Annotated in this window: 26 protein-coding genes; 10 read left to right on the top strand and 16 right to left on the bottom strand. The window is 67.9% G+C overall.

The genetic code is table 11. From position 1 onward, the window contains the following. Positions 1-82 precede the first annotated feature (82 nt). Genes AC3CBB_RS05125 through AC3CBB_RS05135 form a run of 3 tightly spaced genes read left to right on the top strand, consistent with a single transcriptional unit; the run spans position 83 to position 1,598 of the window. Complete coding sequence (locus AC3CBB_RS05125) at positions 83-475, top strand: DUF3099 domain-containing protein (protein ID WP_488626236.1); 393 nt, start codon at positions 83-85, stop codon at positions 473-475. Further along, positions 472-717, top strand: coding sequence for a hypothetical protein (locus AC3CBB_RS05130; protein ID WP_488626237.1), 246 nt, complete (start codon positions 472-474; stop codon positions 715-717). Before AC3CBB_RS05125 ends, AC3CBB_RS05130 begins: the two co-directional genes overlap by 4 nt. Next, positions 714-1,598 (top strand): SURF1 family cytochrome oxidase biogenesis protein, encoded by an 885-nt coding sequence (locus tag AC3CBB_RS05135; RefSeq protein ID WP_488626238.1) that lies wholly within the window; start codon positions 714-716, stop codon positions 1,596-1,598. Before AC3CBB_RS05130 ends, AC3CBB_RS05135 begins: the two co-directional genes overlap by 4 nt. Positions 1,599-1,803: 205 nt before the next feature. Here AC3CBB_RS05135 and AC3CBB_RS05140 read toward each other — a convergent pair whose 3' ends face one another. Then, a complete protein-coding gene (locus AC3CBB_RS05140; RefSeq protein WP_488626239.1) occupies positions 1,804-3,402 on the bottom strand; it encodes an ABC-F family ATP-binding cassette domain-containing protein in 1,599 nt (532 codons plus the stop codon). A 137-nt stretch (positions 3,403-3,539) separates the two neighbouring features. Here AC3CBB_RS05140 and AC3CBB_RS05145 point away from each other — a divergent pair, with 137 nt between their 5' ends. Beyond that, positions 3,540-4,157, top strand: a complete 618-nt coding sequence (locus tag AC3CBB_RS05145) for a biotin transporter BioY (RefSeq protein WP_123504539.1) — start codon at positions 3,540-3,542, stop codon at positions 4,155-4,157. 91 nt (positions 4,158-4,248) lie between these two features. Here the strand turns inward: AC3CBB_RS05145 and AC3CBB_RS05150 are convergent, their stop codons facing one another. Genes AC3CBB_RS05150 through sufB form a run of 5 tightly spaced genes read right to left on the bottom strand, consistent with a single transcriptional unit; the run spans position 4,249 to position 8,544 of the window. Continuing rightward, positions 4,249-4,581, bottom strand: a complete 333-nt coding sequence (locus AC3CBB_RS05150; RefSeq protein ID WP_123504540.1) for a metal-sulfur cluster assembly factor — start codon at positions 4,579-4,581, stop codon at positions 4,249-4,251. 2 nt (positions 4,582-4,583) lie between these two features. Beyond that, on the bottom strand, positions 4,584-5,360 hold the full coding sequence (gene sufC, locus AC3CBB_RS05155) for a Fe-S cluster assembly ATPase SufC (protein WP_123504541.1): 777 nt from the start codon (positions 5,358-5,360) through the stop codon (positions 4,584-4,586). Positions 5,361-5,401: 41 nt separating this feature from the next. Next, positions 5,402-5,749, bottom strand: a complete 348-nt coding sequence (locus AC3CBB_RS05160) for a Rieske 2Fe-2S domain-containing protein (protein WP_123504542.1) — start codon at positions 5,747-5,749, stop codon at positions 5,402-5,404. Further along, a complete protein-coding gene (sufD, locus tag AC3CBB_RS05165; protein ID WP_488626240.1) occupies positions 5,749-7,125 on the bottom strand; it encodes a Fe-S cluster assembly protein SufD in 1,377 nt (458 codons plus the stop codon). Before sufD ends, AC3CBB_RS05160 begins: the two co-directional genes overlap by 1 nt. Further along, positions 7,126-8,544: a Fe-S cluster assembly protein SufB gene (sufB, locus tag AC3CBB_RS05170; protein WP_123504544.1), complete on the bottom strand. Its 1,419-nt coding sequence runs from the start codon at positions 8,542-8,544 to the stop codon at positions 7,126-7,128. Between the two features lie 233 nt (positions 8,545-8,777). Here sufB and AC3CBB_RS05175 point away from each other — a divergent pair, with 233 nt between their 5' ends. Further along, positions 8,778-9,743, top strand: a complete 966-nt coding sequence (locus AC3CBB_RS05175) for a COX15/CtaA family protein (protein WP_488626241.1) — start codon at positions 8,778-8,780, stop codon at positions 9,741-9,743. A gap of 48 nt (positions 9,744-9,791) precedes the next feature. On the opposite strand, the gene AC3CBB_RS05180 is transcribed toward AC3CBB_RS05175, so the two are convergent. After that, positions 9,792-10,724 (bottom strand): heme o synthase, encoded by a 933-nt coding sequence (locus AC3CBB_RS05180; RefSeq protein ID WP_123504545.1) that lies wholly within the window; start codon positions 10,722-10,724, stop codon positions 9,792-9,794. Between the two features lie 408 nt (positions 10,725-11,132). On the opposite strand from AC3CBB_RS05180, the gene tkt reads away from it, so the two are divergent. The 5 genes from tkt to pgl all read left to right on the top strand — a co-directional run bounded on the left by tkt (position 11,133) and on the right by pgl (position 17,813). Then, positions 11,133-13,235: a transketolase gene (gene tkt, locus AC3CBB_RS05185; RefSeq protein WP_123504546.1), complete on the top strand. Its 2,103-nt coding sequence runs from the start codon at positions 11,133-11,135 to the stop codon at positions 13,233-13,235. 32 nt (positions 13,236-13,267) lie between these two features. Beyond that, a complete protein-coding gene (tal, locus tag AC3CBB_RS05190) occupies positions 13,268-14,395 on the top strand; it encodes a transaldolase (protein WP_488626242.1) in 1,128 nt (375 codons plus the stop codon). Positions 14,396-14,548: 153 nt separating this feature from the next. Continuing rightward, positions 14,549-16,093, top strand: coding sequence for a glucose-6-phosphate dehydrogenase (zwf, locus tag AC3CBB_RS05195; protein ID WP_123504548.1), 1,545 nt, complete (start codon positions 14,549-14,551; stop codon positions 16,091-16,093). Further along, a complete protein-coding gene (locus AC3CBB_RS05200; RefSeq protein WP_123504549.1) occupies positions 16,090-17,040 on the top strand; it encodes a glucose-6-phosphate dehydrogenase assembly protein OpcA in 951 nt (316 codons plus the stop codon). Before zwf ends, AC3CBB_RS05200 begins: the two co-directional genes overlap by 4 nt. 2 nt (positions 17,041-17,042) lie before the next feature. Continuing rightward, positions 17,043-17,813, top strand: a complete 771-nt coding sequence (gene pgl, locus AC3CBB_RS05205) for a 6-phosphogluconolactonase (RefSeq protein ID WP_488626243.1) — start codon at positions 17,043-17,045, stop codon at positions 17,811-17,813. 146 nt (positions 17,814-17,959) lie between these two features. On the opposite strand, the gene AC3CBB_RS05210 is transcribed toward pgl, so the two are convergent. The 9 genes from AC3CBB_RS05210 to uvrC form a co-directional block, all read right to left on the bottom strand. After that, positions 17,960-18,331 carry an RNA polymerase-binding protein RbpA gene (locus tag AC3CBB_RS05210; RefSeq protein ID WP_123504551.1) on the bottom strand — a complete coding sequence of 124 codons (372 nt, stop codon included), beginning with the start codon at positions 18,329-18,331 and terminating at the stop codon, positions 17,960-17,962. Then, complete coding sequence (gene secG, locus AC3CBB_RS05215) at positions 18,331-18,582, bottom strand: preprotein translocase subunit SecG (protein ID WP_123504552.1); 252 nt, start codon at positions 18,580-18,582, stop codon at positions 18,331-18,333. Before secG ends, AC3CBB_RS05210 begins: the two co-directional genes overlap by 1 nt. 55 nt (positions 18,583-18,637) lie before the next feature. After that, entirely contained in the window at positions 18,638-19,426 is a 789-nt protein-coding gene (gene tpiA / locus AC3CBB_RS05220; protein WP_123504553.1) for a triose-phosphate isomerase, read from the bottom strand. Then, the gene (locus AC3CBB_RS05225) at positions 19,420-20,631 is read right to left on the bottom strand and encodes a phosphoglycerate kinase (RefSeq protein ID WP_488626244.1); all 1,212 of its coding nucleotides are present in this window, start codon (positions 20,629-20,631) and stop codon (positions 19,420-19,422) included. Before AC3CBB_RS05225 ends, tpiA begins: the two co-directional genes overlap by 7 nt. A gap of 55 nt (positions 20,632-20,686) precedes the next feature. Continuing rightward, the gene (gene gap, locus AC3CBB_RS05230; RefSeq protein ID WP_488626245.1) at positions 20,687-21,691 is read right to left on the bottom strand and encodes a type I glyceraldehyde-3-phosphate dehydrogenase; all 1,005 of its coding nucleotides are present in this window, start codon (positions 21,689-21,691) and stop codon (positions 20,687-20,689) included. Between the two features lie 98 nt (positions 21,692-21,789). Continuing rightward, positions 21,790-22,413, bottom strand: coding sequence for a superoxide dismutase (locus tag AC3CBB_RS05235; protein WP_123504556.1), 624 nt, complete (start codon positions 22,411-22,413; stop codon positions 21,790-21,792). 167 nt (positions 22,414-22,580) lie between these two features. Then, the gene (gene whiA / locus AC3CBB_RS05240) at positions 22,581-23,561 is read right to left on the bottom strand and encodes a DNA-binding protein WhiA (protein WP_123504557.1); all 981 of its coding nucleotides are present in this window, start codon (positions 23,559-23,561) and stop codon (positions 22,581-22,583) included. A gap of 98 nt (positions 23,562-23,659) precedes the next feature. Beyond that, positions 23,660-24,559 (bottom strand): RNase adapter RapZ, encoded by a 900-nt coding sequence (gene rapZ, locus AC3CBB_RS05245; protein WP_488626246.1) that lies wholly within the window; start codon positions 24,557-24,559, stop codon positions 23,660-23,662. Then, positions 24,556-26,517 (bottom strand): excinuclease ABC subunit UvrC, encoded by a 1,962-nt coding sequence (uvrC, locus tag AC3CBB_RS05250; protein WP_488626247.1) that lies wholly within the window; start codon positions 26,515-26,517, stop codon positions 24,556-24,558. Before uvrC ends, rapZ begins: the two co-directional genes overlap by 4 nt. Positions 26,518-26,520 lie beyond the last annotated feature (3 nt).

A 26,520-nucleotide genomic window follows, 5' to 3' on the forward strand; every position in this document is an offset into this window, starting at 1 on the left:
ACGACCCGGACAAGCCTAGTGTTCATGGAGCACCGCCCTAGAATCGGCGGATGCTCCGCCCCCGACCCGAGCCCGTGAGGGAATGAAGATCAGAACGAAGAAGACCTCCGCGAACGCGATCACCTCGCTTCCGCCGTCGCCCTACGACGAGCGCCGCGGTCGGATGATTCGGTACTCGCTTGCCATGCTCGTGCGTCTCGTCTGCATCATCGTCGCCTTCCTGGTCCCCGGTTGGTGGGCTCTTGCTCCGGCGATCGGCGCCATCGTGCTGCCCTACGTCGCGGTGGTCCTGGCCAACGTCGGAGCCGAGGGACAGCGCGGCGACGTCCAGCGCCCCGGCGGCGTGGAGCTGTACCGGCCTCAGCAGGCCGACGCTCCCGGCTACGGTCCGACGCCCGACGCGTTCCCCTATGATCAGTCGACCGACCAGCCGTCCGCGCGAGACGCTCCGTCGGGCGACGACCGCCGCTCGTGATCATCGGCTCGGCGGGGCCGTCGGCTCCCCAGTGCTCCCGTGCGGGGTGCCGAGCCGACGCGACTCGCGCCGTCCACTGGCGCAACCCCAGGATCCACGGCGTCGACCGGGTGAAGGTCTGGGCGGCCTGCGACGAGCACGTAGACTTTCTCGCAGAGTTCCTGCGGTCGCGCGACTTCCCGGTCATCGTCACCGCCTTGGGCGAGACCGTCGACTCGGTCGGAGTGGAGACGACCTCGTGAAGGAGTGGCGCTTCGCCTTCTCACGCAAGTGGGTCGGCTACTTCGCCGTCGCGGTCGTGTTCGCCATCGTCTGCGCGTTCCTGTCGCACTGGCAGTGGGAGCGTCGCGGTGAGAACCTCGCCCTGCAGCACACGCTCCAGGCCAACTACGACGCCGAGCCCGTGCCGCTGGCCGACGTGCTGACGAACCTCGACTCGTACTCGTCGGCCGACGAGTTCAAGCCGGTCACGGTGACCGGCACGTACCTCGCCGACGACTTCTTCCTCGCCCGCGACCGCAGCTACAACGGCTACCCCGGATTCGAGGTGCTCGTGCCGCTCGAGACCTCGACCGGCGAGGTCTTCGTGATCGACCGCGGCTGGGTGCCCACGGGCAACACGCACGACTACCCCGACTCCATCCCTGCTCCCCCGTCGGGCACCGTCACGGTGGTCGCGCGCCTCGCGGCCACCGAGGCCGACGTTCCCGGCCGCACGGACATCCCGAAGACCAACGAGCTCGCGGTGATCAAGCCGTCGACCATCGGCAAGAGACTCGGACTCCCGACCTACACGGCGGCGTTCGGGCAGCTCAAGACAGAGACGCCCGCCGCCTCGACCCTGCCGAAGCTCGCCCAGAAGCCGTCGGTCGACTACGGCCTCAATCTGTCGTATGCGATCCAGTGGGTCATGTTCGCCCTCGCCGCGTTCGGCTTCTTCATCTACGTCATCCGCCAGGAGTACGACGCGCGGAACTCCGACGAGGAGGACCAGCGCTGGCTCGACGAGGAGCGCGAGCGCAAGCGCCTCAAACGCGGGCCCGACGACGCCGAGATCGAGGACGCGCACCTCGACGAGGTCGGGTGGGAGGAGTCGACGCCCGGAGCCGGCATCAGCCGGTAGTCGGGCGGCGGGCTCGGAGTTCCTGCGCCCGCGGTTTCGGGCCGCGAGATGGCCGTGCCTGTCGTCTCACGGGGGTGAGGTCGACAGGCACGGCCATCTCGCGGGTCCGAAGGCGCTACGCCAGAGTCCTGTGCCGGTTGATCACTCTGACTCCGCTTCGCTACGCCAGAGTCCTGCGCCGGTTGATCACTCTGATTCCGCTTCGCTACGCCAGAGTGATCAGATCCGAGTAGTCGGGGGTCCAGTGGTCTTCGGTGCCCTCGGGCATGATCAGCACGCGCTCGGGGTTGAGCGCCTCGACCGCGCCCTCGTCGTGGCTCACGAGCACGACGGCGCCCTCGTAGTTGTTGAGCGCATCGAGGATCTCGAGGCGCGAGGCCGGGTCGAGGTTGTTGGTGGGCTCGTCGAGCAGCAGCACGTTGGCGCCCGAGACGACGATCATGGCCAGCGCCAGACGCGTCTTCTCGCCGCCCGACAGCACGCCGGCGGGCTTAGCCGAGTCGTCGCCCGTGAACAGGAACGAGCCGAGTACGCGACGCGCCTCCATCTCGGTGATGTTCGGCGACGACGACACCATGTTCTCGAGCACGCTGCGCTTCACGTCGATCGTCTCGTGCTCCTGGGCGTAGTAGCCGACACGCAGGCCGTGGCCGGGCTCGAGCTGGCCGGTGTCGGGCTCGTCGACGCCCGCGAGGATGCGGAGCAGGGTCGTCTTGCCGGCGCCGTTGAGGCCCAGGATGACCACCTTCGAGCCGCGGTCGATCGCGAGGTCGACAGCCGTGAAGATCTCGAGCGAGCCGTAGCTCTTCGACAGGTTCGTCGCCATGAGGGGCGTGCGGCCGCAGGCGGCCGGCGTCGGGAACCGCAGCTTGGCGACCCGGTCGACGGCGCGCACCTCGTCGAGGCCGGCGAGCAGCTTCTCGGCGCGAGCGACCATCTGGTGGGCGGCAGCGGCCTTCGACGCCTTCGCACCGAAGCGGGCGGCCTGCTTCTGCAGCTGGCCGGCCTGCTTCTCGGCGGTGGCGCGCTCTTTCTTGCGGCGCTCCTCGTCGGAGGCGCGCTGACGCTGGTAGTGCTTCCAGCCCATGTTGTAGATGTCGATCTGCTGGCGGTTCGCGTCGAGGTAGAAGACGCGGTTGACGACCTCGTCGACGAGCTCGATGTCGTGCGAGATCACGATGACCCCGCCCTGGTACGTCTTGAGGTACTCGCGCAGCCAGACGACGGAGTCGGCGTCGAGGTGGTTGGTCGGCTCGTCGAGGATCATCGTCTCAGCGGCCGAGAACAGGATGCGCGCGAGCTCGATGCGTCGGCGCTGACCACCCGAGAGGGTCGAGAGGGGCTGGTCGAGGATGCGGTCGGGCAGACTCAGGTTGCTGGCGATCGACGCGGCCTCCGCTTCGGCGGCGTACCCGCCGAGCGCGTTGAAGCGGTCGTCGAGGTCGCCGTATCGCTTCATCGCCTTCTCGGCGACGGCCGGGTCGTCGCTGCCCATGTCGAGACTCGCCTGCTGGATCCCGAGCAGGATCTGCCCGAGGCCGCGCGCATCCAGGATCCGGGTGCGGGCGAGGTCTTCGGGGTTGCCGCTGCGGGGATCCTGCGGCAGGTAGCCGATCTCGCCGTTCGACTCGATCGAGCCGCCCGTCGGGAGCGTCTCGCCCGCAAGGGTCTTGGTCATGGTGGTCTTGCCGGCGCCGTTGCGGCCGACCAGGCCGATCTTGTCGCCCTTGTCGACCCGGAAGGTCACGCCCTCCATGAGGAGGCGGGCGCCTACGCGAATCTCGAGGTCGTGCACGGAGAGCACAGCAAAAGTCCAATCATCTGAGGAGGTGTCCACAACGCCGCCCGCCGGTGGGCCGCCCCTAGGATGAAAGGGATCAGCGTGGAACCGTGTCTCGGTGCCAGTGGCGCCGATCAACCTACCCATTCTAGGAGATCTGCATGACGAACACCGCCGCCGCGACCACGAGGCCCGTCCTCGCCGACCGTTTCGTGTCTCGCAGCCTCGCCACCGACGCCGCGCTCGTGCTCGGCGGCGTCGCCTTCACCGGCCTGCTGGCCCAGATCGAGATCCCTCTCTGGCCCGTTCCGATCACCGGTCAGACCCTCGCCGTCATGCTCGTCGGCGCCACCCTCGGCCTCCGCCGCGGTGCCCTCTCGCTCGCGCTCTACGCGCTGATCGGCCTCATCGGAGCGCCGATCTTCGCCGGTCACGCCGGCGGCGTCTCGAGCCTCCAGCTGCCGAGCTTCGGCTTCATCATCGGCTTCATCCCCGCGGCCGCCCTGGTCGGCTGGCTCTCCGAGCGCAACTGGGACCGCCACGTGGTCCGCTCGCTCGCCGCCTTCCTCGGGGCCAGCCTGATCCCGTTCGCGTTCGGCCTCCCCTACCTCGGCTTCGCGCTGGCGAACCTCGGCTACCCGCACTCCGTCGCCGACGTCCTCGCGGCCGGCTTCACGCCGTTCATCGTCGGCGGCCTCGTCAAGTGGGTCATCGCGGCCGGCAGCCTCCCGCTGCTGTGGCGTGCGGTGCGCGCGATCGACCAGCGCCGCTCGAACTAGCACTGGTCGACGAAGGGCCCCCGCCACATGGCGGGGGCCCTTCGTCGTTGGGGCACAGCAACTGCTCAGTCGCAGGAGCCAGCCCGGCGTCTCAGATCGAGAAGCCGATGGCGCGCATCATGTCGCGGCCGTCGTCGGTGATCCGCTCGGGACCCCACGGCGGCATCCACACCCAGTTGATGCGGAACGCCTCCACGACGCCGTCGAGGGCGTTGGCGGTCTCGGACTCGATCACGTCGGTGAGAGGGCAGCCGGCACTGGTCAGGGTCATGCTGATGATCAGCGCGTTCTCGACCTCGTCGTCCAGGGCGAGGTCGTAGATGAGGCCGAGGTCGACCACGTTGACGCCGAGCTCGGGGTCCATGACCTCTTTCAGGGCCTCTTCGACCTGATCGAACTTCTCGGGCGCGAGAGCGACGGGCATGATCAGGCTCCCGCGGCGGCTGCAGCGGCTGCCGTCACGTAGCGGTCGTAGCCCTCGTTCTCGAGCTGGTCGGCCAGCTCGGGGCCGCCCTGCTCGGCGACGTGGCCGTCGACGAAGACGTGCACGAAGTCGGGCTTGATGTAGCGGAGGATGCGCGTGTAGTGCGTGATCATCAGGATGCCGAGGTCGGTCGCCGCGTGCGCGCGGTTGACCCCCTCGGAGACGATCTTGAGCGCGTCGACGTCGAGGCCGGAGTCGGTCTCGTCGAGGATCGCGAACTTCGGCTTGAGGAGCTCGAGCTGCATGATCTCGTGGCGCTTCTTCTCGCCACCGGAGAAGCCCTCGTTGACGTTGCGCTCGGCGAACGAGGAGTCCATCTTCAGGTCGCTCATGTGCTGGCGGAGGTCTTTGACCCACGTGCGGAGTGCGGGAGCCTCGCCGTCGAGGGCCGTCTTGGCCGTGCGGAGGAAGTTCGCGACCGTGACGCCGGGGATCTCGACCGGGTACTGCATCGCCAGGAAGAGGCCGGCCTTGGCGCGCTCGTCGACCGTCATGTCGAGGACCTCGACGCCGTCGAGCATGATGGAGCCGCCGTCGACCTTGTAGCGAGGGTGTCCCGCGATCGTGTAAGCGAGAGTGGACTTGCCGGAGCCGTTCGGGCCCATGACGGCGTGGATCTCACCCTTGTTGATGGTGAGGTCGACACCCTTGAGGATGGGCTTGTTGCCCTGCTCGGTGTCGATCGAGACCTGGAGGTCGCGGATTTCGAGGGTTGACATGCGATTCCTTTGAGTGAAGCGGGGAAGAAGAGCGGAGGGCGTCAGGCTGCTGGCGGAGCCGACGCGGGGGTGACGTCGACGTAGACCTGGCCGTCCACGACCGAGACGGGGAAGACCGGCACCGGCTCGTAGGCCGGAAGCGTCAGCGGCTTGCCCGAGGTGAGCTCGAACTTCGAGCCGTGGGCCCAGCACTCGAGGGTGTCGTCTTCGACGAAGCCCTCCGACAGCGAGATGTCGCCGTGGGTGCAGGTGTCGCCGAGTGCGTGAAGCTGGCCCGCCGAGTCGCGGACGACCGCGACAGCCACGCCGTCGACGACGACGCGGAGCGCCTCGGAGACGCTGACATCGGCCTCGGAGCAGACGGGCTGCCCCTGCGCTGTCGGGGCCATCAGTGCGTTCCCCCGGGAGAGGTGCCCTCGCCGGTCACCCCGGCGGCGACGTCGGGCTCGCTCGTCACGTGGTCGGTTCCGACGGCGACTGCGGCTCCGGGCTGGGAGTCGACGTAGGGAGCACGCGCCTTCCGGCCCGGCGCACCGGCGGCGTTGGCCTCGGCTCGTGCCTGGGCGCCGTCGGCGAGCTCGGCCTCGAGAGCCGCGATGAGGCGCTCCTCGAGGGCGGGTTCGCCGATGTGCTGGACGATCTCGCTGAGGAACCCGAGCACGACGATGCGTCGCGCCTCCTCCTCGGGGATCCCGCGGGACTCCAGGTAGAAGAGGTGCTCATCGTCGAAGCGGCCGGTGGCGGAGGCGTGCCCTGCCCCGAGGATGTCGCCCGTCTCGATCTCGAGGTTCGGGATCGAGTCGGCGCGAGTGCCCTCGGAGAGGACGAGGTTGCGGTTCTGCTCGTAGCTGTCGGTGCCCGGTGCCGTCCGGCCGATCAGCACGTCGCCGATCCAGACCGTCCGCGCGCCCTCGCCCTGGAGAGCGCCCTTGTAGTTGACGCGGCTCTTCGTGCTGGGTGCGTCGTGGTTGACGTAGACCTGCTGCTCGAGGTGCTGACCGGCATCGGCGAAGTAGACCCCGTTGAGGTCGGCGTCGGCGCCCTGAGCGGCGAGGTGCGCCGAGGGATTGACGCGCACGATGCTGCCGCCGAGGGTCACCACGAAGTGCTTGAGCTGCGCGTCGCGACCGATCCTGGCGAGGTGACTCGCGAGGTGGATGCCGCCGTCATTCCACTCCTGAACGGTGACCACCGTGAGGTGCGCCCCTTCGTCGACGATGATCTCGACGTTCTCGACGAGCTGAGCGTCACCCGAGTTCTGGAGGATCACCAGACCGGACGAGTTGGGCGTCGCATGGATCACGGTGTGGCCGGCCCGGGGCGCCGCGTCGAGACCGGAGCGACCGATCGTGATGGAGGAGGGCTCGTCGCCCGAGACCGTGACGAGCAGGACGTTCTCGACGCTCGACCAGGCGTTGGCGGAGGCGCGATCCTCGGGTGTTCCGGCGGTGCCGACGAGCTCGTGCTGGGGTGAGACCCACTCGACCGTCGCGCCGGGAGTCTCACGTGCGAGATACGCGTAGGGCGAGCCGTCGAGAGGGCCGTCGATCAGCGGACGGAGGGCCGGGACCGGGCTGAGCTTCCAGTCGACCTCGCGACCCGTGACCGCGGGGAACGCGGCGGGATCGGTCGACGAGAAGCGCTCGGAGCGGGTTTGGACGGGGATCGCCCGGTTCGCCCAGTCGCCGTCGCTGTGGGCGACGGCGCCGTGCTGAGCGGGGGCATCGATGACCGGAGCCTCGGTTGGTGCGGGAGTTGCAGACATCTAGCCGACGGATCCTTCCATGCTCATCTCGATGAGCTTGTTCAATTCGAGTGCGTACTCCATCGGGAGCTCGCGGGCGATCGGCTCGATGAAGCCGCGGACGATCATCGCCATGGCCTCGTCTTCCGCCATCCCGCGCGACATCAGGTAGAAGAGCTGCTCCTCGCTGACGCGCGAGACCGTGGCCTCGTGACCGAGCTGGACGTCGTCGACGCGGATGTCGATCGCCGGGTAGGTGTCGGACCGCGAGATCGTGTCGACGAGCAGAGCGTCGCAGCGCACGGTGTTCGCGGAGTGGTGCGCTCCCTCGTCGACGCGGACCTCGCCACGGTAGCCGGCGCGGCCGCCGCCGCGGGCGATCGACTTCGAGACGATCGACGACGTGGTGTACGGGGCCATGTGGATCATCTTGGCGCCGGCATCCTGGTGCTGGCCGGGACCGGCGAAGGCGACGGAGAGCGTCTCGCCCTTCGCGTGCTCGCCGGCGAGGTAGATCGACGGATACTTCATCGTCACCTTGGAGCCGATGTTGCCGTCGATCCACTCCATCGTCGCGCCCTCGTGCGCGATCGCGCGCTTGGTGACGAGGTTGTAGACGTTGTTCGACCAGTTCTGGATCGTCGTGTAGCGCACGCGGGCGTTCTTCTTCACGATGATCTCGACGACGGCCGAGTGCAGCGAGTCGCTCTTGTAGATCGGAGCGGTGCAGCCCTCGATGTAGTGGACGTAGGAGTCCTCGTCGGCGATGATCAGCGTGCGCTCGAACTGGCCCATGTTCTCCGTGTTGATGCGGAAGTAGGCCTGGAGCGGGATCTCGACGCGGACGCCCTTGGGCACGTAGACGAACGAGCCGCCCGACCAGACCGCCGTGTTCAATGCCGCGAACTTGTTGTCGCCGGCCGGGATGACCGTGCCGAAGTACTCCTGGAAGATGTCGGGGTGCTCACGGAGGGCCGTGTCGGTGTCCATGAAGATGACGCCCTGGGCCTCGAGGTCCTCGCGGATCTGGTGGTAGACGACCTCGGACTCGTACTGAGCGGCGACGCCGGCGACGAGGCGGTTGCGCTCTGCCTCGGGGATGCCGAGCTTCTCGTAGGTGGCCTTGATGTCGTCGGGAAGCTCTTCCCAGCTGGTCGCCTGCTTCTCGGTGGAGCGGACGAAGTACTTGATGTTGTCGAAGTCGATGCCCGAGAGGTCGGCGCCCCAGGTCGGCATGGGCTTGCGCTCGAACAGGGTGAGGCCCTTGAGACGGTTCTTGAGCATCCACTCGGGCTCGCTCTTGAGGTTCGAGATGTCGGTGACGACCTCGGGGTTCACGCCGCGGCGCGCAGAAGCGCCTGCTGCGTCGGAGTCGGCCCAGCCGAACTCGTATTGGCCGAGGCCTTCGAGCTCGGGGCGGTCAATCAACACGTCTGACATTCGTACCTCTTCCTTTGCCGACTCGAACCTGTACGTCCGTTGCGGCATTCCCGTTGCTGGGTGACCCCACGGCAGCAGCCGCGGGGATGGGTTCAGGCTCGCACCCAGATCAGCCTCAATAGAATTGACTTCGTCTTGATCTGCGGTCTGCGTCGACTCACCGAAACGGGTGTCTTCCTGAACTCATCGATTCTACAGGTCGAGACTCCAAAAGGAACGAAGGGCAGCAATCCGTGACCAACGCTCAGGCTGGGCCTGCGGGCATCCTCGCCCGTCTCCTCGACTATCTCCCCGCGACGATCGACCGCCGTGTCCGTGTCATCGCCTGGGCGTCGCTCGCCTGCCAGCTGCTGCTCGTCGGCACCGGCGGCCTCGTCCGACTCACGGGGTCGGGCCTCGGCTGCCCCACCTGGCCGCAGTGCAGCGCCGGATCGTTCGTGACGACGCCCGAGATGGGCTTGCACGGCGTCATCGAGTTCGGCAACCGGCTGCTCACGTTCGTGCTGGTGATCGTCGTCATCGCCGCGTTCCTGGCCGTGTTCCGCATGCGACGAGTCCGTCGCGACCTGTTCTGGCTGACGTTCATCCAGGGCATGAGCATTCCGTTCCAGGCCGTCCTCGGCGGCATCAGCGTGCTTGCCAAGCTCAACCCGTACGTCGTCGGCTCGCACTTCATCGTCTCGATGGTCCTGGTCCGCATCACCGCGACGCTCGTCTACCGCGTCTACAACGGTCCGCGCGGTGACTCCCCCGCCACTCCCCGCTGGTACGCCGCCGTCACGCGCGTCGCGGCCGTCTTCGTCGCGATCACCGTCGTGCTGGGCATCCTGACGACCGGCGCGGGTCCGCACGCAGGAGACGCGAACACGCACCGCAACGGCTTCGACCCGAAGACGATCGAGGTGCTCCACGCCGTCCCTGCCTTCGCCGTGTTCGCGCTGACCCTCGTGCTCGTCGCCGGCGCCTTCCGGCTCGGGCTCCAGCACCGCTTCGTGCTGATGCTCCTCGGCGTAGAGGTCGCTCAGATCATCGTCGGCCTCGTGCAGGCCAACACCGGCCTGCCGGCGTTCCTCGTGGGTGCGCACCTCGTGCTGGCGGGGCTGCTCGTCGCCGCCATGACGGCGGTGACGCACACGCTCGAGAACGACGCCGATCTCGCCAAGCCGGTGCCGGAGGCGGCCGTCAGCGCGACGGCCTAGGTGGTTCCTGCTACTGGCCCACAGGGGCGGGAGCCAGATGGAGGGAAGCTAGAAGGGCAGGAGCGGGTCGATGCCGACCGCGATGAAGAGCAGCGTCAAGTACGTGATCGAAGCGTGGAAGACCTTCATCGGCTTGACCTCGGCCACCTCGGTGATGGCACGGCCGTAGAGGCGGTGGCCCTCGACGATGAACCAGATGCCGCTTGCGACGGCCACGACGGTGTAGACGACACCCATGTGCGCGACGGGGATGAGCAGCACGGAGCACACGACGGTCGCCCAGGCGTACAGGATCACCTGGAGGCCGACGTGGGCGCGGCCGCGAACCACGGCGAGCATCGGCACGCCGACGGACGCGTAGTCGTCGCGGTAGCGCATCGACAGCGGCCAGTAGTGCGGCGGAGTCCAGAGGAAGATCACCATGAAGAGGATCACGGGCGCCCAGGACAGCGAGTTCGTGACGGCCGCCCAGCCGATGAGCACCGGCATGCAGCCGGCGATGCCGCCCCAGACGATGTTCTGCGGGGTGCGGCGCTTGAGCCAGAGCGTGTAGACGAAGACGTAGAAGAGGATCGCGGCGAGCGACAGGGCGGCCGCCAGGATGTTGACCGTCAGCGCGAGCCAGGCGATGGAGGCGATGCCCATGGCGTACGAGAAGACGAGGGCCTCGCGGTCGGTGACGTCGCCGGTCACGAGGGCGCGGTCTTTGGTGCGCTTCATGACCCGGTCGATGTCGCGGTCGATGTAGCAGTTGAACGCGGAGGCCGAGCCGGCGCTGAGGGCGCCGCCGACGAGGGTCGCGACGACGAGCCAGACCGGGGGCACGCCGCCCTGGGCCAGGAACATGGTCGGGATGGTCGTGACGAGCAGGAGCTCCATGACGCGTGGCTTGGTCAGGGAGATGTAGCCCCTGACCTTGCGGGCGACACCGACGGGCTCCTTCTTGGCGGAGCCGGCGGGGGTGTCGATTGCTGCAGTCATCGGTCCTCAAACGTTGTGCGACTCGCCCGGAGGCGGCGCCGAGGCGAACCCGGCGCATGCGTCGTCGCAAGCGAGTCTGTGGCCTCGTGAAGTCTAATCGATGAATGTCTGCGCTCAGCGCGAATCGATGCGACGCGAGCGGGCGAAGGGTGCCCTGACCTCTCTATACTTGGGGGTGCTTGCCAGTTGCAGGGCCCAGGGCGCCGATCACACAGTCCGTGTCGATGTCGTTCCTAGAGGTATGCCCGGCAGCAGGCCCGGAGGGCTCGTATGCAACAAGTGCGTCCCGGGGTCGAGTCGATGGAGCCTCGGCGAGCATGTCAGTGTCTTCGACAGACACGGTGCGGGATCGACAACCCGCCCAATCCTGCAACAAGACAATCTCGCATCAAGAAGGGTCATCTTCAAGTGGCAGATCTGCAATGGGAATCCATTGACAACAAGGCAGTGAACACTGTCCGCGTTCTCGCGGCCGACGCGGTGGAGAAGGTGGGCAACGGCCACCCCGGCACGGCCATGAGCCTCGCTCCTGCCGCCTACCTCCTCTTCCAGAAGGTCATGCACCGCGACCCCAGCGACAGCACCTGGATCGGTCGCGACCGCTTCATCCTGTCCGTCGGCCACTCGTCGCTGACGCAGTACATCCAGTTCTACCTCGGCGGCTACGGCCTCGAGCTCGAAGACCTGGAGCAGCTCCGCACGTGGGGCTCGAAGACCCCGGGTCACCCCGAGTACGGCCACACCGACGGAATCGAGATCACCACCGGCCCCCTGGGCCAGGGTCTCGCCAGCTCCGTCGGCTTCGCCTACGCGGCCCGCTTCGAGCGCGGCCTGTTCGACCCGGAGGCCCCCGCCGGCACCAGCCCCTTCGACCACTTCGTCTACGTGATCGCCGGCGACGGCGACATGCAGGAGGGCGTGACCAGCGAGGCCGCCTCGCTCGCCGGCCACCAGCAGCTCGGCAACCTGATCGCGATCTACGACTCGAACCAGATCTCGATCGAGGACGACACGAACATCGCCTTCACCGAGGACGTCCACAAGCGCTTCGAGGCCTACGACTGGCACGTCCAGGTCGTCGACTGGAAGAAGACCGGCGAGTACGTCGAAGACGTCGCCGAGCTGAACGACGCCATCGAGCGCGCCCAGGGCGTCACCGACAAGCCGTCGCTGATCATCCTCAAGACCATCATCGCGTGGCCGTCGCCCACCAAGCAGGGCTCCGGCAAGTCGCACGGCTCCGCTCTCGGCGCCGAAGAGATCGCCGGCCTCAAGCGCTTCCTCGAGTTCGACCCGGAGAAGTCGTTCGACGTCGACCCCGAGGTCCTGTCGCACACCCGCAAGGCCGTCGAGCGCGGCCAGGCCCAGCACGCCGAGTGGAACACCAGGCTCGACGAGTGGGCTGCGGCGAACCCCGACAAGAAGGCCCTCCTCGACCGCATGCTCGCGGGCGAGCTGCCCGATGGCCTCGAGGCGGCGCTGCCCGTCTTCGAGCCCGGCAAAGAGGTCTCGACCCGCGCCGCCTCCGGCAAGGTCATCAACGCCATCGCCGGCGTCGTCCCCGAGTTCTGGGGCGGCTCGGCCGACCTCGCCGAGTCGAACCTGACCACGATCTCGAGCGCGCAGTCGTTTGTGCCGTCGGAGTGGTCGACCCACGAGTGGACGGGCAACCCCTACGGCCGCGTCCTCCACTTCGGCATCCGCGAGCACGCCATGGGCTCGATCCTCAACGGCATCGCGCTGCACGGCAACACGCGCCCCTTCGGCGGAACGTTCCTGATCTTCTCCGACTACATGCGCCCGGCAGTCCGACTCGCCGCCCTCATGAAGTCGCCGGTCACCTACGTCTGGACCCACGACTCCGTCGCTCTCGGCGAGGACGGCCCGACGCACCAGCCGGTCGAGCAGCTCGCTGCCCTGCGCGCGATCCCGGGCCTCGACATGGTGCGCCCCGCCGACGCCAACGAGACCGCCTACGCCTGGCTGACGATCCTGCAGCGCTTCTCCGGCCCCGCCGGCCTCGCGCTCAGCCGCCAGAACCTCCCCGTCTTCGAGCGCGGCGACGGCGACGCCGTCGGCGAGACCTTCGCCTCGGCGAAGAACGTCGCCAAGGGCGCCTACGTCCTGGCCGAGGCCCCGGGCGGAACCCCCGACGTGATCCTCATCGCTACCGGATCCGAGGTCCAGATCGCAGTCGACGCCCGCGAGGCGCTTCGCGGCGAGGGCATCAACGCCCGAGTCGTCTCGGCCCCGAGCCTCGAGTGGTTCGACGAGCAGTCGGACGAGTACAAGGAGTCCGTGCTCCCGTCGTCGATCAAGGCGCGCGTCTCGATCGAGGCCGCCATCGCCATGCCGTGGCGCGGCATCGTCGGCGACGCCGGCCGCTCCGTGTCGATCGAGCACTTCGGCGCCTCGGCCGACTACAAGACCCTCTACAAGAAGTTCGGCATGACGACCGAGGCCGCGGTCGCCGCTGCCAAGGACTCGCTGAACTCGCTGGCCGCCCTGTAACGGGCGACGAGCCAGACGAAGGAAGAAGAAAAATGACTAACACCCAGACCACCGCCACCACCCCCACCGCCGAGTTGTCGGCTGCGGGTGTGAGCATCTGGCTCGACGACCTGTCGCGCGAGCGCATCAAGTCCGAGGGCCTGCAGAAGCTGATCGCCGAGCGCAACGTCGTCGGCGTGACCACGAACCCGACGATCTTCGCATCGGCTCTCGCCAAGGGCGAGGCCTACGACGAGCAGGTCGCTGAGCTGGCCAAGGCCGGCACCGGCGTCACCGACGCGGTCTTCGAGATCACGACGGACGACGTCGCGGATGCCTGCAACGTCTTCAAGCCGATCTACGACTCGACCGCCGGCTTCGACGGCCGCGTCTCGATCGAGGTCGAGCCGGGGCTCGCTCACGACGCCGCCGGCACGATCAGCCAGGCCAAGCAGCTCTACGCGAAGGTCGACAAAGAGAACGTCCTCATCAAGATTCCGGCGACCATCGAGGGTCTCGAGGCCATCACCGCCGTCATCGCCGAGGGCATCAGCGTCAACGTCACGCTGATCTTCTCGCTCGAGCGCTACCGTGCCGTGATCCAGGCTTACCTGGCCGGTCTCGAGCAGGCCAAGGCCGCCGGCAAGGACCTCTCTAAGATCCACTCGGTCGCCTCCTTCTTCGTGTCGCGCGTCGACACCGAGATCGACAAGCGCCTCGAGGCCGTCGGCACCGACGAGGCCAAGGCACTCAAGGGCAAGGCGGGCGTCGCGAATGCCCAGCTCGCCTACGAGGTCTACGAGCAGGCCTTCGCCACCGAGCGCGCCACGGGCCTCCTGGCCGCCGGCGCCAACAAGCAGCGTCCGCTCTGGGCCTCGACCGGCGTGAAGGACCCTGCGGTCCTCGATACCACGTACGTGGTCGAGCTCGTCGCTGCCGACGTCGTCAACACCATGCCGGAGAAGACCCTCGAGGCCACCTTCGACCACGGAGTCATCGCCGGCGACACCATCACGGGCTCCTACGCCGCCGCCAACGAGGTCATGGACGCCATCGCGGCCCAGGGCATCTCGTACGACGACGTCGTCGGGGTGCTCGAGTCGGAGGGCGTCGACAAGTTCATCGTCTCCTGGAACGAGCTGCTCGACACGGTCACGGCCGCTCTCGAGGCTGCCAAGTAGCAGTGATCCAAGCGATCAGCATCAGCGCAACCCGCTGACAACGAGGCGGGCGCGGGGTCATCCCCGCGCCCGCCTTCTTGCCGCCCGGGCCCTGCTGCACGTCGGGGCGGCGCGCACGTCACAGCACTACGAGGCAAGGACATCGATTCGACAATGGCACCGGTGGAAATCACGCCGGAGTTCAACCCTCTGAGGTTGCCCTCCGACCGCCGACTCAACCGCATAGCCGGTCCGAGCGGCCTCATCATCTTCGGCGTGACAGGCGATCTGTCACGCAAGAAGCTGATGCCGGCCGTGTACGACCTGGCCAATCGCGGCCTCCTCCCCCCGGGCTTCGCTCTCGTCGGCTTCGCCCGGCGTGAGTGGGAGGACCAGGATTTCGAGCAGGTCGTCTACGAGGCGGTCAAGCAGCACGCTCGCACCCCCTTCGACGAAGACGTCTGGCGTCAGCTCAAAGAGGGGATCCGGTTCGTCCAGGGCTCCTTCGACGACGCGAGCGCCTTCGCCGAGCTCAAGCAGACCATCGACGAGCTCGACACCGAGCGCGGCACGATGGGCAATCACGCGTTCTACCTGTCCATCCCTCCGAAGGCGTTCCCGCTCGTGACCGAGCAGCTCCGCAACTCCGGCCTGGCCGACGACACGGCGGACGGCGCCTGGCGCCGCGTGGTCATCGAGAAGCCGTTCGGTTCCGACCTGACGACCGCGCGCGAGCTCAACGCCGTCGTCGAGACCGTCTTCGAACCCGACTCGGTGTTCCGCATCGACCACTATCTCGGCAAGGAGACCGTCCAGAACCTCCTGACGCTGCGTTTCGCCAACCAGATGTACGAGCCGCTGTGGAACAGCAACTACGTCGACCACGTGCAGATCACGATGGCCGAGGACATCGGCGTGGCCGGCCGGGCCGGCTACTACGACGGCATCGGCGCGGCGCGCGACGTCATTCAGAACCACCTGCTCCAGCTCCTCGCCCTCACGGCGATGGAAGAGCCCGTGAGCTTCGGCGCGAAGGACCTCCGGGCCGAGAAGGAGAAGGTCCTCTCCGCCGTCCGCATCCCCGAAGACCTCTCGAAGGGCACCGCTCGCGGGCAGTACTCCGGTGGCTGGCAGGGCGGCGAGAAGGTGCTCGGCTTCCTGGAGGAGGGCGGCATGAACCCCGACTCCGTCACGGAGACCTTCGCAGCGATCAAGCTCGAGATCGCGACGCGTCGCTGGTCGGGAGTCCCGTTCTACCTCCGTGCCGGCAAGCGCCTCGGCCGCCGGGTCACGGAGATAGCGGTCGTCTTCAAGCGCGTCCCCGAGAACGTCTTCGGTCTGGGTGACGGCGCCGAGCTCGGCCAGAACGCCCTCGTCATCCGCGTGCAGCCCGACGAGGGCGTCACGCTCCGCTTCGGCTCCAAGGTCCCCGGCATCGGCACCCAGGTGCGCGACGTCACGATGGACTTCGGCTACGGCCACGCCTTCACCGAAGCGAGTCCCGAGGCCTACGAGCGCTTGATCCTCGACGTCCTCCTCGGCGACCCGCCGCTGTTCCCCCGTCACGAAGAGGTGGAGCTCTCGTGGAAGATCCTCGACCCGATCGAGGAGTTCTGGGCGACGCAGGGCCAGCCCGATCAGTACCGACCCGGCACGTGGGGCCCCGCCTCCGCCGATGAGCTCATGGCCCGTGACGGCCGAACCTGGAGGCGTCCGTGATCGTCGATCTTCCCGACAGCACCATCAGCCACATCTCGAAGGCCCTCGTCAAGATCCGCGAGGAGGGCGGCGTGGTCGCCCTGGGTCGCGTGCTCACGCTGGTCATCTCCACGAGCCTCGGGCACGAGGAGGAGGCCATCGAGGCCGCCAACGAGGCGTCGCGCGAGCACCCGATGCGCGTCATCGTGATCTCGACCGAAGACGACGGCGCCGACGGCTCCGAGGCCCGCCTCGACGCCCAGATCCGTGTGGGCGGCGACGCTGGCGCGAGCGAGGTCATCCTGCTCCGCGCGTACGGAGACATCGCGGCCGACGAGGAGGGGCTGGTCACGGGCCTGCTCCTTCCCGACGCTCCGGTCGTCGCCTGGTGGCCGGGCAAGGCGCCCGCCGTCGTCTCGGAGTCGCCCCTGGGCAGGATCGCGCAGCGCCGCATCACCGACGCCGCCGCGCAGAGCAATCCCCTCCAGTCGATCGTCGACCTGGCGTCGACGTACGAACCGGGCGACACCGACTTCGCGTGGACCCGCCTCACCCTCTGGCGCACGCAGCTCGCCGCGGCTCTCGACCAGCCGCCTTACGAGCCCGTGACCGCTGTCGAGGTGTCCGGAGCAGCCGACTCCCCGTCGACGCTTCTGCTCGCGGCCTGGCTCCGCCTGCAGCTGCAGGTCCCGGTGGATCACTCGCTCACGACCCGGGCGACCGGCTCGAGCGGCATCCACGGCGTCAAGCTGATCCGCGAATCGGGCCCTATCGAGCTCGAGCGGTCGATCGTGAACGTCGCCACGCTGTCGCAGCCGGGGCAGCCCGTGCACGACCTGTCGCTGCCACGCCGGTCCCTGCGCGACTGCCTGGCCGAGGAACTCCGTAGACTCGACCCAGACTCCCTGTTCGGGAATGTCGTGAAGACCGGCGTGAAGCAATTGCGCGACGACCAAGAAAGCAACTGAGTGTGACGAATGAACGCCGGGTGCTCGTTCACCCTGACAAGCAGAGCCTCGGCGCATCCGTCGCGGCCCGCTTCATCACCAAGATCATCGATGTCATCGAGGAGCAGGACTACGCCTCCGTCGTCCTGAGCGGCGGTTCGGTCAGCACCCTCGTGCTCGCAGCGATCAACCGGTCTGAGGCGCGCGACAGCGTCGACTGGTCGAAGGTTTCCTTCTGGTGGTCTGACGAGCGCTGGGTCGAGGCTGACAGCGCCGACCGCAACGACAGGCAGAACGGCATCGATCTGCTCGACCACATCGGCGTTCCCGCTGAGAACGTGCACCGCTTCGCCGCAGTGGGTGAGCTCGCCTCTGTCGACGAGGCCGCGGCCGCGTACGTGGCCGAGCTCAAGGAGTTCGCGCAGGGTGACGACGAGTCGCCCCGCTTCGACATCACACTGCTCGGCGTCGGGCCCGATGGTCACGTCGCGTCGCTGTTCCCGGACAAGCCGCAGATCAGTGCGACCGAGCCGACTGTCCTCACGATCGACGACTCCCCCAAGCCGCCGCCCGTCCGCCTCTCGCTCAGTCTCCCGGCGATCAACAACTCCCAACGCGTGTGGATGATCCTCGCGGGCGCTGAGAAGGCCGCGTCGCTCGGGCTCGCCCTCGCGGGTGCCGGCGCCGACCAGGTGCCGGTCGCGGGCGTCAAGGGCCGCAAGCGCACCGTGTTCTTCGTCGACAAAGACGCTGCCGCAGAAGTACCCGAGCAGCTCATCGCCTCGACCTACTAGTCGCGGCATCTCGAAGCGCGCACGCCCCTCAGGGTGTGCGCGCTTCGTCGTTCGTGGCGGGCGACTCAGAGGGGCGCAGGAACTGGCAGAGGCCCCCGAACATGACGTTCGGGGGCCTCTGCCAGTTCGTGCGGAAAGCCGCGGCGCTACGCCTTCTTGGCCGGAACCTTGCCGCGACGCTGGCGGAGCTGCTGAAGCGCCTCGTCGAGGAGCTGTGCCGCCTCTTCTTCGGTGCGACGCTCTTTCACGTAGGCGAGGTGCGTCTTGTACGGCTCGAGCTTCGCGACGACAGGCGGGTTGTCTTTGTCGCGACCGGCCGGCAGGCCGCTCGAGGGCGAGTCGACCGTCTCGGGGATCTCTTCGTCGGGGACATTCGCCGCGAAGTGGCGGACGACCTCGTTGCCGAGGGCATCCCAGTAGGAGATAGTGATCCGCTCGGCGTGGAAGCCGCGGTCTTGTTCGCCCATGGGACCTGCGCCGACGCGAGACCCACGGATTGCGCTGCCGCCTGAAGCCATTACGAACCTGCCGAGAACTTGGTGATGAGGCCGAGGACCACGATCGAGGTGATCCAGATCAGGCCGAGGATGACGGTGATGCGGTTGAGGTTGCGCTCAGCGACCCCCGACGCGCCGAGGTTGCTGGTGACGCCGCCGCCGAACATGTCGGAGAGGCCACCACCACGCCCGCGGTGAAGGAGGATGAGGAGGGTCAGCAGGAGGCTCGTGATGCCGAGCACCACCTGCAGTACGACCTGGAGAATTTGCACGGAGAACCTTTCGAGGGGCGGGCCGACAGCAATTATAACTGGACGGCCCGCTGTTTCAGACTCCGACGTGGTTCTGGTAGCGGATGATGCTCGCGAACTCGGTGATATCGAGGCTCGCACCGCCCACCAGCGCGCCGTCGACGTCGGGCTCGCGCATGAACGAGGCGATGTTCGACGCCTTCACGCTGCCGCCGTAGAGGACCCGCGTCGAGGCCGCGGCATCGGCTCCGAGGAGGTCGACCAGAGTCGCGCGGAGGGCGGCGCAGACCTGCTGGGCCTGGTCGGGCGTAGCCGCCTGGCCGGAGCCGATGGCCCACACGGGCTCGTAGGCGACGACGATCTCGGCAGAGGACGGAACGGCCGCCAGGGCGGCCTTGAGCTGGGCGACGGGCACGGCGCTCGGGCCGTGCTTCTCGAGATCGTCGGCCGTCTCGCCGACGCAGACGACCGGCACGAGGCCGTTGCGGTGAGCCGCGGCGACCTTGCTGGCCACGACCTCGTCGGACTCGAGGTGGATCGTGCGGCGTTCGGAGTGGCCGACGATGACGTACTTCACGGCGAGCTTTGACAGGAAGGCGCCCGAGATGTCGCCGGTGAAGGCTCCGGAGTCGTTGTCGGAGAGGTCCTGCGCACCCAGCTCGAGCTCGAGCTTGTCGGCGTCGATCAGGGTCTGAACGCTACGGAGGTCGGTGAACGGGGGGAAGATCGCCGCCTCGACGGTAGCGGCATCGTGCTTCGCGTCTTTGAGGTTCCACGCGAGCTTCTGCACGAAGGCGATCGACTGCAGGTGGTCGAGGTTCATCTTCCAGTTGCCGGCGATGAGCGGGCGACGTGCGGTTACCATCCGAGGACCTCCAGTCCGGGGAGCTTCTTGCCCTCGAGGAACTCGAGGCTGGCGCCGCCGCCGGTCGAGATGTGACCGAACTGGTCGTCGTGGAACCCGAGGGCCCGGACGGCGGAGGCGGAGTCGCCGCCGCCGACGACACCGAGGCCGGAGACCTCGGTCAGCGCCTGGGCGACGGTCTTGGTGCCGGCGGCGAACGCGTCGAACTCGAACACGCCCATGGGGCCGTTCCAGAAGACGGTGGTGGACGCCGTGATGATGTCGGCGAACGCCTTCGCCGTGTCGGGGCCGATGTCGAGTCCGATGCCGTCCGCTCCGAAGCCGGTGGACTCGATCGCGTCGGCTGCGACCGTCTCGTGCTCGGCATCGGCCGAGAAGCCGGAGGCGACCACGACATCGGTCGGCAGGACGAGTTCGATGCCGCGCGACTCCGCGTCGGCGATGTAGCCGCGGACCCGGTCGAGCTGGTCGGCCTCGAGCAGGCTCTTGCCCACGGCGTGGCCCTGGGCCGCGAGGAACGTGAAGAGCATTCCGCCGCCGATCAGGAGATTGTCGACTCGAGGGAGCAGGTGCTCGATGACGCCGAGCTTGTCGGAGACCTTCGAGCCTCCGAGCACGACCGTGTAGGGGCGCTCGGGGTTCTCGGTCAGGCGGTCGAGAACCTTCAGCTCGGTCTCGATGAGCGAGCCTGCCGCGCTCGGGAGGAGCTGCGGCAGGTCGTACACGCTGGCCTGCTTTCGGTGCACAACACCAAAGCCGTCCGAGACGAAGGCCTCGCCGAGAGCTGCGAGCTCCGCGGCGAAGGCCTTCCTCTCGTCGTCGCTCTTCGACGTCTCGGCAGCCTGGAACCGGAGGTTCTCGAGCACCGTGATCTGGCCGTCGGTCATCGCCATGACCGCGTCGGTCGTGGCCTGACCGGTCGTCTCGGGGGCGAAGCCCACCGACTTGACCAGCAGCTCGCTCAGTCGCTGGGCGACCGGCGCGAGGCTGTATTCGGGCTTGACCTCGCCGTCGGGGCGGCCGAGGTGCGAGATCACGATGACTCGTGCACCCGCGTTGATCAGGGTGTTCAAGGTTCCCAGCGAAGCGCGGACGCGACCGTCGTCGGTGATCACGCCGTCTTTCAACGGCACGTTCAGGTCGCAGCGGACGATGACGCGCTTGCCGGAGAGGGTTCCGAGGGAGTCGAGGGTACGAAGAGGCATTGAGTGGCCTGTCTCTGTTCTAGATCGCAGACGTCTGGGCAGTCGTGAGACTAGCTCAGAGCTTGGCGGCGACGTACTCGGCGAGGTCGACGAGACGGTTCGAGTAGCCCCACTCGTTGTCGTACCACGACGTGATCTTGACCATGTTGCCGATGACCTTGGTCAGGCCCGAGTCGTAGATGGACGAGTGCGGGTCGGTGCGGATGTCGCTCGACACCAGGGGGTCTTCGGAGTAGAGCAGGATGCCCTTGAGGGGACCCTCAGCGGCCTCTTTGTAGGCAGCGTTGATCTCGTCGACCGTGACGGGGGTCTCGGTGACCAGCGTGACGTCCGTGATCGAGCCGGTCGGCACCGGGACGCGCAGGGCGTAGCCGTCGAGCTTGCCGGCCAGCTCGGGGAGGACGAGGCCGATGGCCTTGGCCGCACCGGTCGAGGTCGGGACGATGTTGAGCGCTGCGGCGCGGGCACGGCGCGGGTCGCTGTGCGGGCCGTCCTGGAGGTTCTGGTCGGCCGTGTAGGCGTGGACCGTCGTCATGAGGCCGCGCTCGACGCCGAACTTGTCGAGGAAGACCTTCATGAGCGGCGCAAGGCTGTTCGTGGTGCACGACGCGTTGGAGATGATGTGGTGGTTGGCGGGGTCGTACTGGTCTTCGTTCACGCCCAGGACGATGGTGACGTCGTCGCCCGTCGCGGGGGCGGAGATGATGACCTTCTTGGCACCGGCGTCGATGTGCTTCCTGGCGGCCTCGGCCTTGGTGAAGAAGCCGGTCGACTCGATGACGATGTCGACACCCAGCTCGCCCCAGGGGAGGTTGGCGGGGTCGCGCTCGGCGAGGACCTTGATCGGCTTGCCGTTGACGACGATGCTGTCGCCGTCGAGCTCGACCGTCGCGTCGAGGCGGCCCGTGATCGAGTCGAACTTCAGGAGGTTGGCGAGGGCTGCGTTGTCGGTGAGGTCGTTGACCGCGACGATCTCGAGGTCGCTGCCCTTGGCGAGTGCGGCGCGGAAGTAGTTACGGCCGATGCGGCCGAAGCCGTTGATACCGATCTTGACGCTCAATGGATCTCCAGTTTTTCAGGCGCCGGGAGGCGCTTCGTGATGGGGCTTGTGGCTAGGAAAGAGGAGCTGTGGGCCTCTACGACAGTAGCGCAGAGGGGTCAGAGGACGATGAGGCCGTCGGTCTTGGTCGTGGCGGCTGTGTAGCGGTCCTGGACGTTCTGCCAGGAGACGATGTTCCAGAACGCCTTGATGTAATCGGCGCGGACGTTCTTGTAGTCGAGGTAGTAGGCGTGCTCCCAGACGTCGAGCATCAGCAGGGGCACGAGGCCGAAGGGCACGTTGCCCTGCTGGTCGAAGAGCTGGAAGATGCTGAGCTTCTGGCCGACGATGTCGTAGGCGAGGACGGCCCAGCCGGAGCCCTGGACGCCGAGGCCGACGGCGGTGAAGTGCGCGACGAACTGGTCGAACGAGCCGAACTGGTCGTCGATGACGGACGCGAGGTCGCCGGTGGGCTTGTCGCCGCCGTCCGGGGACATGTTGGTCCAGAAGATGGAGTGGTTGACGTGGCCGCCGAGGTTGAACGCCAGGTCTTTCTCGAGCTTGTTGACGTTCGCGAGGTTGCCGCTCTCGCGGGCTTCGGCGAGGGCCGCGTTGGCGGTGTTCGCGCCGGCGACGTAGGTCGCGTGGTGCTTGGAGTGGTGCAGCTCCATGATCTGGCCCGAGATGCTCGGCGCGAGGGCCGAGTAGTCGTACGCAAGGTCGGGAAGAGTGTATTCGGCCATCGTCGTCTCCTAGCTAGCGGTGCGGTTCGGTGCTGACTGGCCCAGTGTAGTGACGGCTCAGCGAACGGTGATCGCGCGCGACGCAAACCTTCAGGAAACCCCGGGGGGTGCCTGACCAAACTCGTGGGTGCCGGTCGGAGAGTTCCTGCGCCCCGGTGTTCGGTCGGCTAGTCGAGGTCGAGGTCGGCCGGCAGGTTCGCCTCGGTGCCTGGGATGCCGTCGTCGGCGGCCTTCTTGTCGGCCATCGCGAGGAGGCGGCGGATGCGGCCGGCGACGGCGTCTTTCGTCATCGGCGGGTCGGCGTGGTGGCCGAGCTCGTCGAGGCTCGCGTCGCGGTGCGCGAGGCGGAGCTCGCCTGCGTAGCGGAGGTGGTCGGGGATCTCGTCGCCGAGGATCTCCATGGCGCGGTCGACGCGGGCGCAGGCGGCGACGGCGGCCTGGGCCGAACGGCGGAGGTTCGCGTCGTCGAAGTTGACCAGGCGATTGGCCGTGGCGCGGACCTCGCGGCGCTGACGGAGCTCCTCCCAGTCGCTGACGCTCTTCTCGGCGCCCATCTGCTTGAGCATGGCGCTGATCGACTCGCCGTCGCGGATGACGACTCGGTGGACGCCGCGGACCTCGCGGGCCTTCGCGGCGATGCCGAGGCGGCCTGCGGCGCCGACGAGAGCCATGGCGGCCTCGTTTCCGGGGCAGACGACCTCGAGAGCTGCCGAGCGGCCCGGGTCGGTGAGCGAGCCCTGAGCGAGGAAGGCGCCGCGCCAGATAGCGGCGAGGTCTTCGCGGGAGCCGGTCGTGAGGCGGTTGGGGAGGCCGCGCACGGGGCGGCGTCGGGCGTCCATCAGACCGGTCTGGCGCGCGAGGGTCTCGCCCGCCTCGTGGACGCGGACAAGGTAGTGGCTGGTGCGGCGGAGGCCGGTCGCGGCGATCACCGAGACGTCGCTGCGGGCACCGTAGAGCTCGGCGAGGTCTTTGCGGACCCGACGGGCGAGCAGCGCGCTGTCGAGCTCGGCCTCGACGGCGATGCGCCCCGAGATGACATGCAGACCGCCTGCGAATCGAAGAACCGTGGCGACCTCGGCCGCTCGGACCGTGGTCTTCTGGACCTCCACTCGCGCGAGTTCTTCTTTGACGTCGGCGGTTTGAGCCACAGCGGTTCCTCACATGTTTCGGGATGGGTGCTTCGCTGGCGAAGCGGTCGGGGTGCCGACCTCGGCAGGCACGGGCAACGGCTGGGCCGATCGCGGGATCACTCGCGACCGAGGTCGCGGTGCTTCACGCTGACGGCTACTCCCGGGAGTCCGCGCAGATGCGCGGCCAGCTCGCCGACGAGGGTCACCGATCGGTGTTTTCCGCCCGTACAGCCGATAGCGATCGTAGCGTGTCTCTTGTTCTCGCGCTGATAGCCGGCCATCACAGGCTCGAGGGCGGCGCCGAACGCCACGATGAACTGGCGCGCCCCCGGTTGCCCCAGGACGTACTGCTGGACGTCGTCGTCGAGTCCGTTGTGCGCCCGGAGCTCGGGCACCCAGTAGGGGTTCGGCAGGAAGCGCGCGTCTCCGATCATGTCGGCGTCGGTCGGCAGTCCGTACTTGAAGCCGAAGCTCAGGACGGTGACCTGCACCCCGGGGGTCTCGGGGGCGGCGAACTTCTCGGTGATCGTGGTCGCGAGCTGGTGGATGTTCAGCTCGGAGGTGTCGATGATGATGTCGCTCGACTCGCGGAGCTCTTCCATGCGGCTGCGCTCGGCGAGGATGCCGTCGAGGAGCGTGCCGTCGCCCTGGAGCGGGTGCGGACGGCGGACCTGCTCGAATCGGCGGACCAGGGCGGCGTCGGTCGCGTCGAGGAACAGCACGCGCACCTTCTGCGGCATGGACTCCTGCAGCGCCCGCACGGCCTCCTGCGCCTCGGAGAAGAGGCGGCCGCCGCGCACGTCGACCACGGCGGCGACCTTCGGGAGGGAGTCGCCCGCGCGTTCGGCGAGGTCGATCAGAGGTCGCAGCATCTGGGCGGGCAGATTGTCGACCACGTACCAGCCGAGGTCTTCGAGGGCGTTGCCGACAGTGGAGCGGCCGGCGCCCGACATTCCGCTGACGATCAGGACGTCCTGTTGCTCGGCGGCGCTCGGGGCTCCTGCGGTGTCCGTCACGCCTCGCCCTCCGTCGTGGTCGAGACGAGTGTATCGGCAGGCTCCTCCGTCGAGGCGGGATTCGCGGCCTGAGCACCGCCGCCGAGCGTCGCGACGATGCTGTCGGCGAGCTTCGGCCCGATGCCCTTCACCTCGGCGATGTCGTGAGCGGTCGCGGTCTTCAAGCGCGAGACCGAGCCGAAGTGCTTGAGCAGCGTGGCGACCCGGGCGGCGCCGAGACCTGGGATCTCGGAGAGCTGCGTCGCCACGTCCTTCTTGCGCTTCTGCCGCTGGAAGGTGATCGCGAAGCGGTGCGCCTCGTCGCGGATCCGCTGGATCAGGAAGAGCGCGTCGGAGTTGCGCGGAAGGATCACCGGGAAGTCGTCGTCGGGCAGCCAGATCTCCTCCAGCCGCTTGGCGATGCCGCAGAGCTGGATGCCGGTGACGCCGAGGTCGTCCATCGCGCGCTGAGCCGCGGCGACCTGCGGCTGGCCGCCGTCGACGATCAGGAGGTTCGGGCGGTAGGCGAAGCGCTTGCGCTGCTCCCCCACCTCCTCGACGGGCGCCAGCTCGTCGTCGAGGCGGGCCAGGCGCCTCGTGAGCGTCTGGTGGATCGACTCGGTGTCGTCGGTCGACGACGGGATGCTGAACCGTCGGTACTGGTCTTTGCGAGGCAGGCCGTCTTCGAAGACGACCATCGAGGCGACGATGTTGGTGCCCTGCAGGTGCGAGACGTCGTAGCACTCCATCCGCAGGGGCGCCTCGTCCATGCCGAGGGCCTCCTGGATGTCGGCCAGCGCGGTCGAGCGCGTCGCGAAGTCGGCGCTCCTCCGCGTCTTGTAGAGCATGAGCGCTTGTCCGGCGTTGATCGCCGCGGTCTGCATCAGGTTCGCCTTGTCACCGCGCTCCGGCGTGTGAAGCGCCACTCGGCCCCGGACCCGGCCGTCGGCGCTGCCCTCGCGTCGCAGGTCGGTCAGCCATGTCTCGAGGGCCTCCGCGTCGTCGGGCAGCGCCGGCACCACGATCTCGCGCGGCAGGTCGCCGCCTTTGCTGTAGACGTCTTGAACGGCCTGCTCAACGATGTCGCCGGTCGAGATGTCGATCTCTTTGTCGAGCACCCACGCCCGGGCCCCGCGGATGCGGCCGCCTCGCACGGTGAAGAGCTGCACGGCCGCCGCGAGCTCGTCTTCCGCGACGGCGAACAGGTCGAGATCGACGGAATCGCGCAGGACCACGGCCGACTTCTCGAGCACGGCCTCGAGGGCGCCCACCTGGTCGCGGTACATAGCGGCCTCCTCGTACCGCTGCTCTTCGGCGGCGACCTTCATCAGGCGCTGCCGCTCGGCGATCACCTTGCGGTCGTAGCTGCCCATGAAGCGCACGAACTCGTCGACGATCGCCCGGTGCTCCTCGACGGTGACCCGCCCCGAGCACGGCCCTCCGCAGCGGCCGATCTGCCCGGGAAAGCACGGCTTGCCCGTCTCCATGGCCTTCTTGTAGCTGGAGTCGGAGCAGGTGCGGATCGGGAACACCTTGATCATCAGGTCGATGGTGTCGTGCACGGCCCAGATCTTGGGGAAGGGCCCGAAGTACTTGGCGCCCTTGATCTTCGTGTTGCGCGACACCATCACCCGCGGCGCCTCGTCGGCCAGGGTGATCGCCATGAAGGGGTACGTCTTGTCGTCGCGGAACTTGACGTTGAAGGGCGGGTCGAACTCCTTGATCCAGGTGTACTCGAGCTGGAGCGCCTCGATGTCGGTGCCGACGACGGTCCAGTCGACGCTCCGCGCGGTCAGCACCATGCGCCGCGTGCGCTCGTGCAGCGACGGAAGCGGCGCGAAGTAGTTGCTCAGACGCGCGCGGAGGTTCTTCGCCTTGCCCACGTAGAGCACCCGGCCGCGTTCGTCGCGCCAGCGGTAGACGCCCGGCTGGGTAGGGATGTCGCCCGCCTTCGGGCGCCAGGAAACGGTGTTCGCCATGGG

Source organism: Frondihabitans sp. OV104 (genome assembly GCF_057787745.1).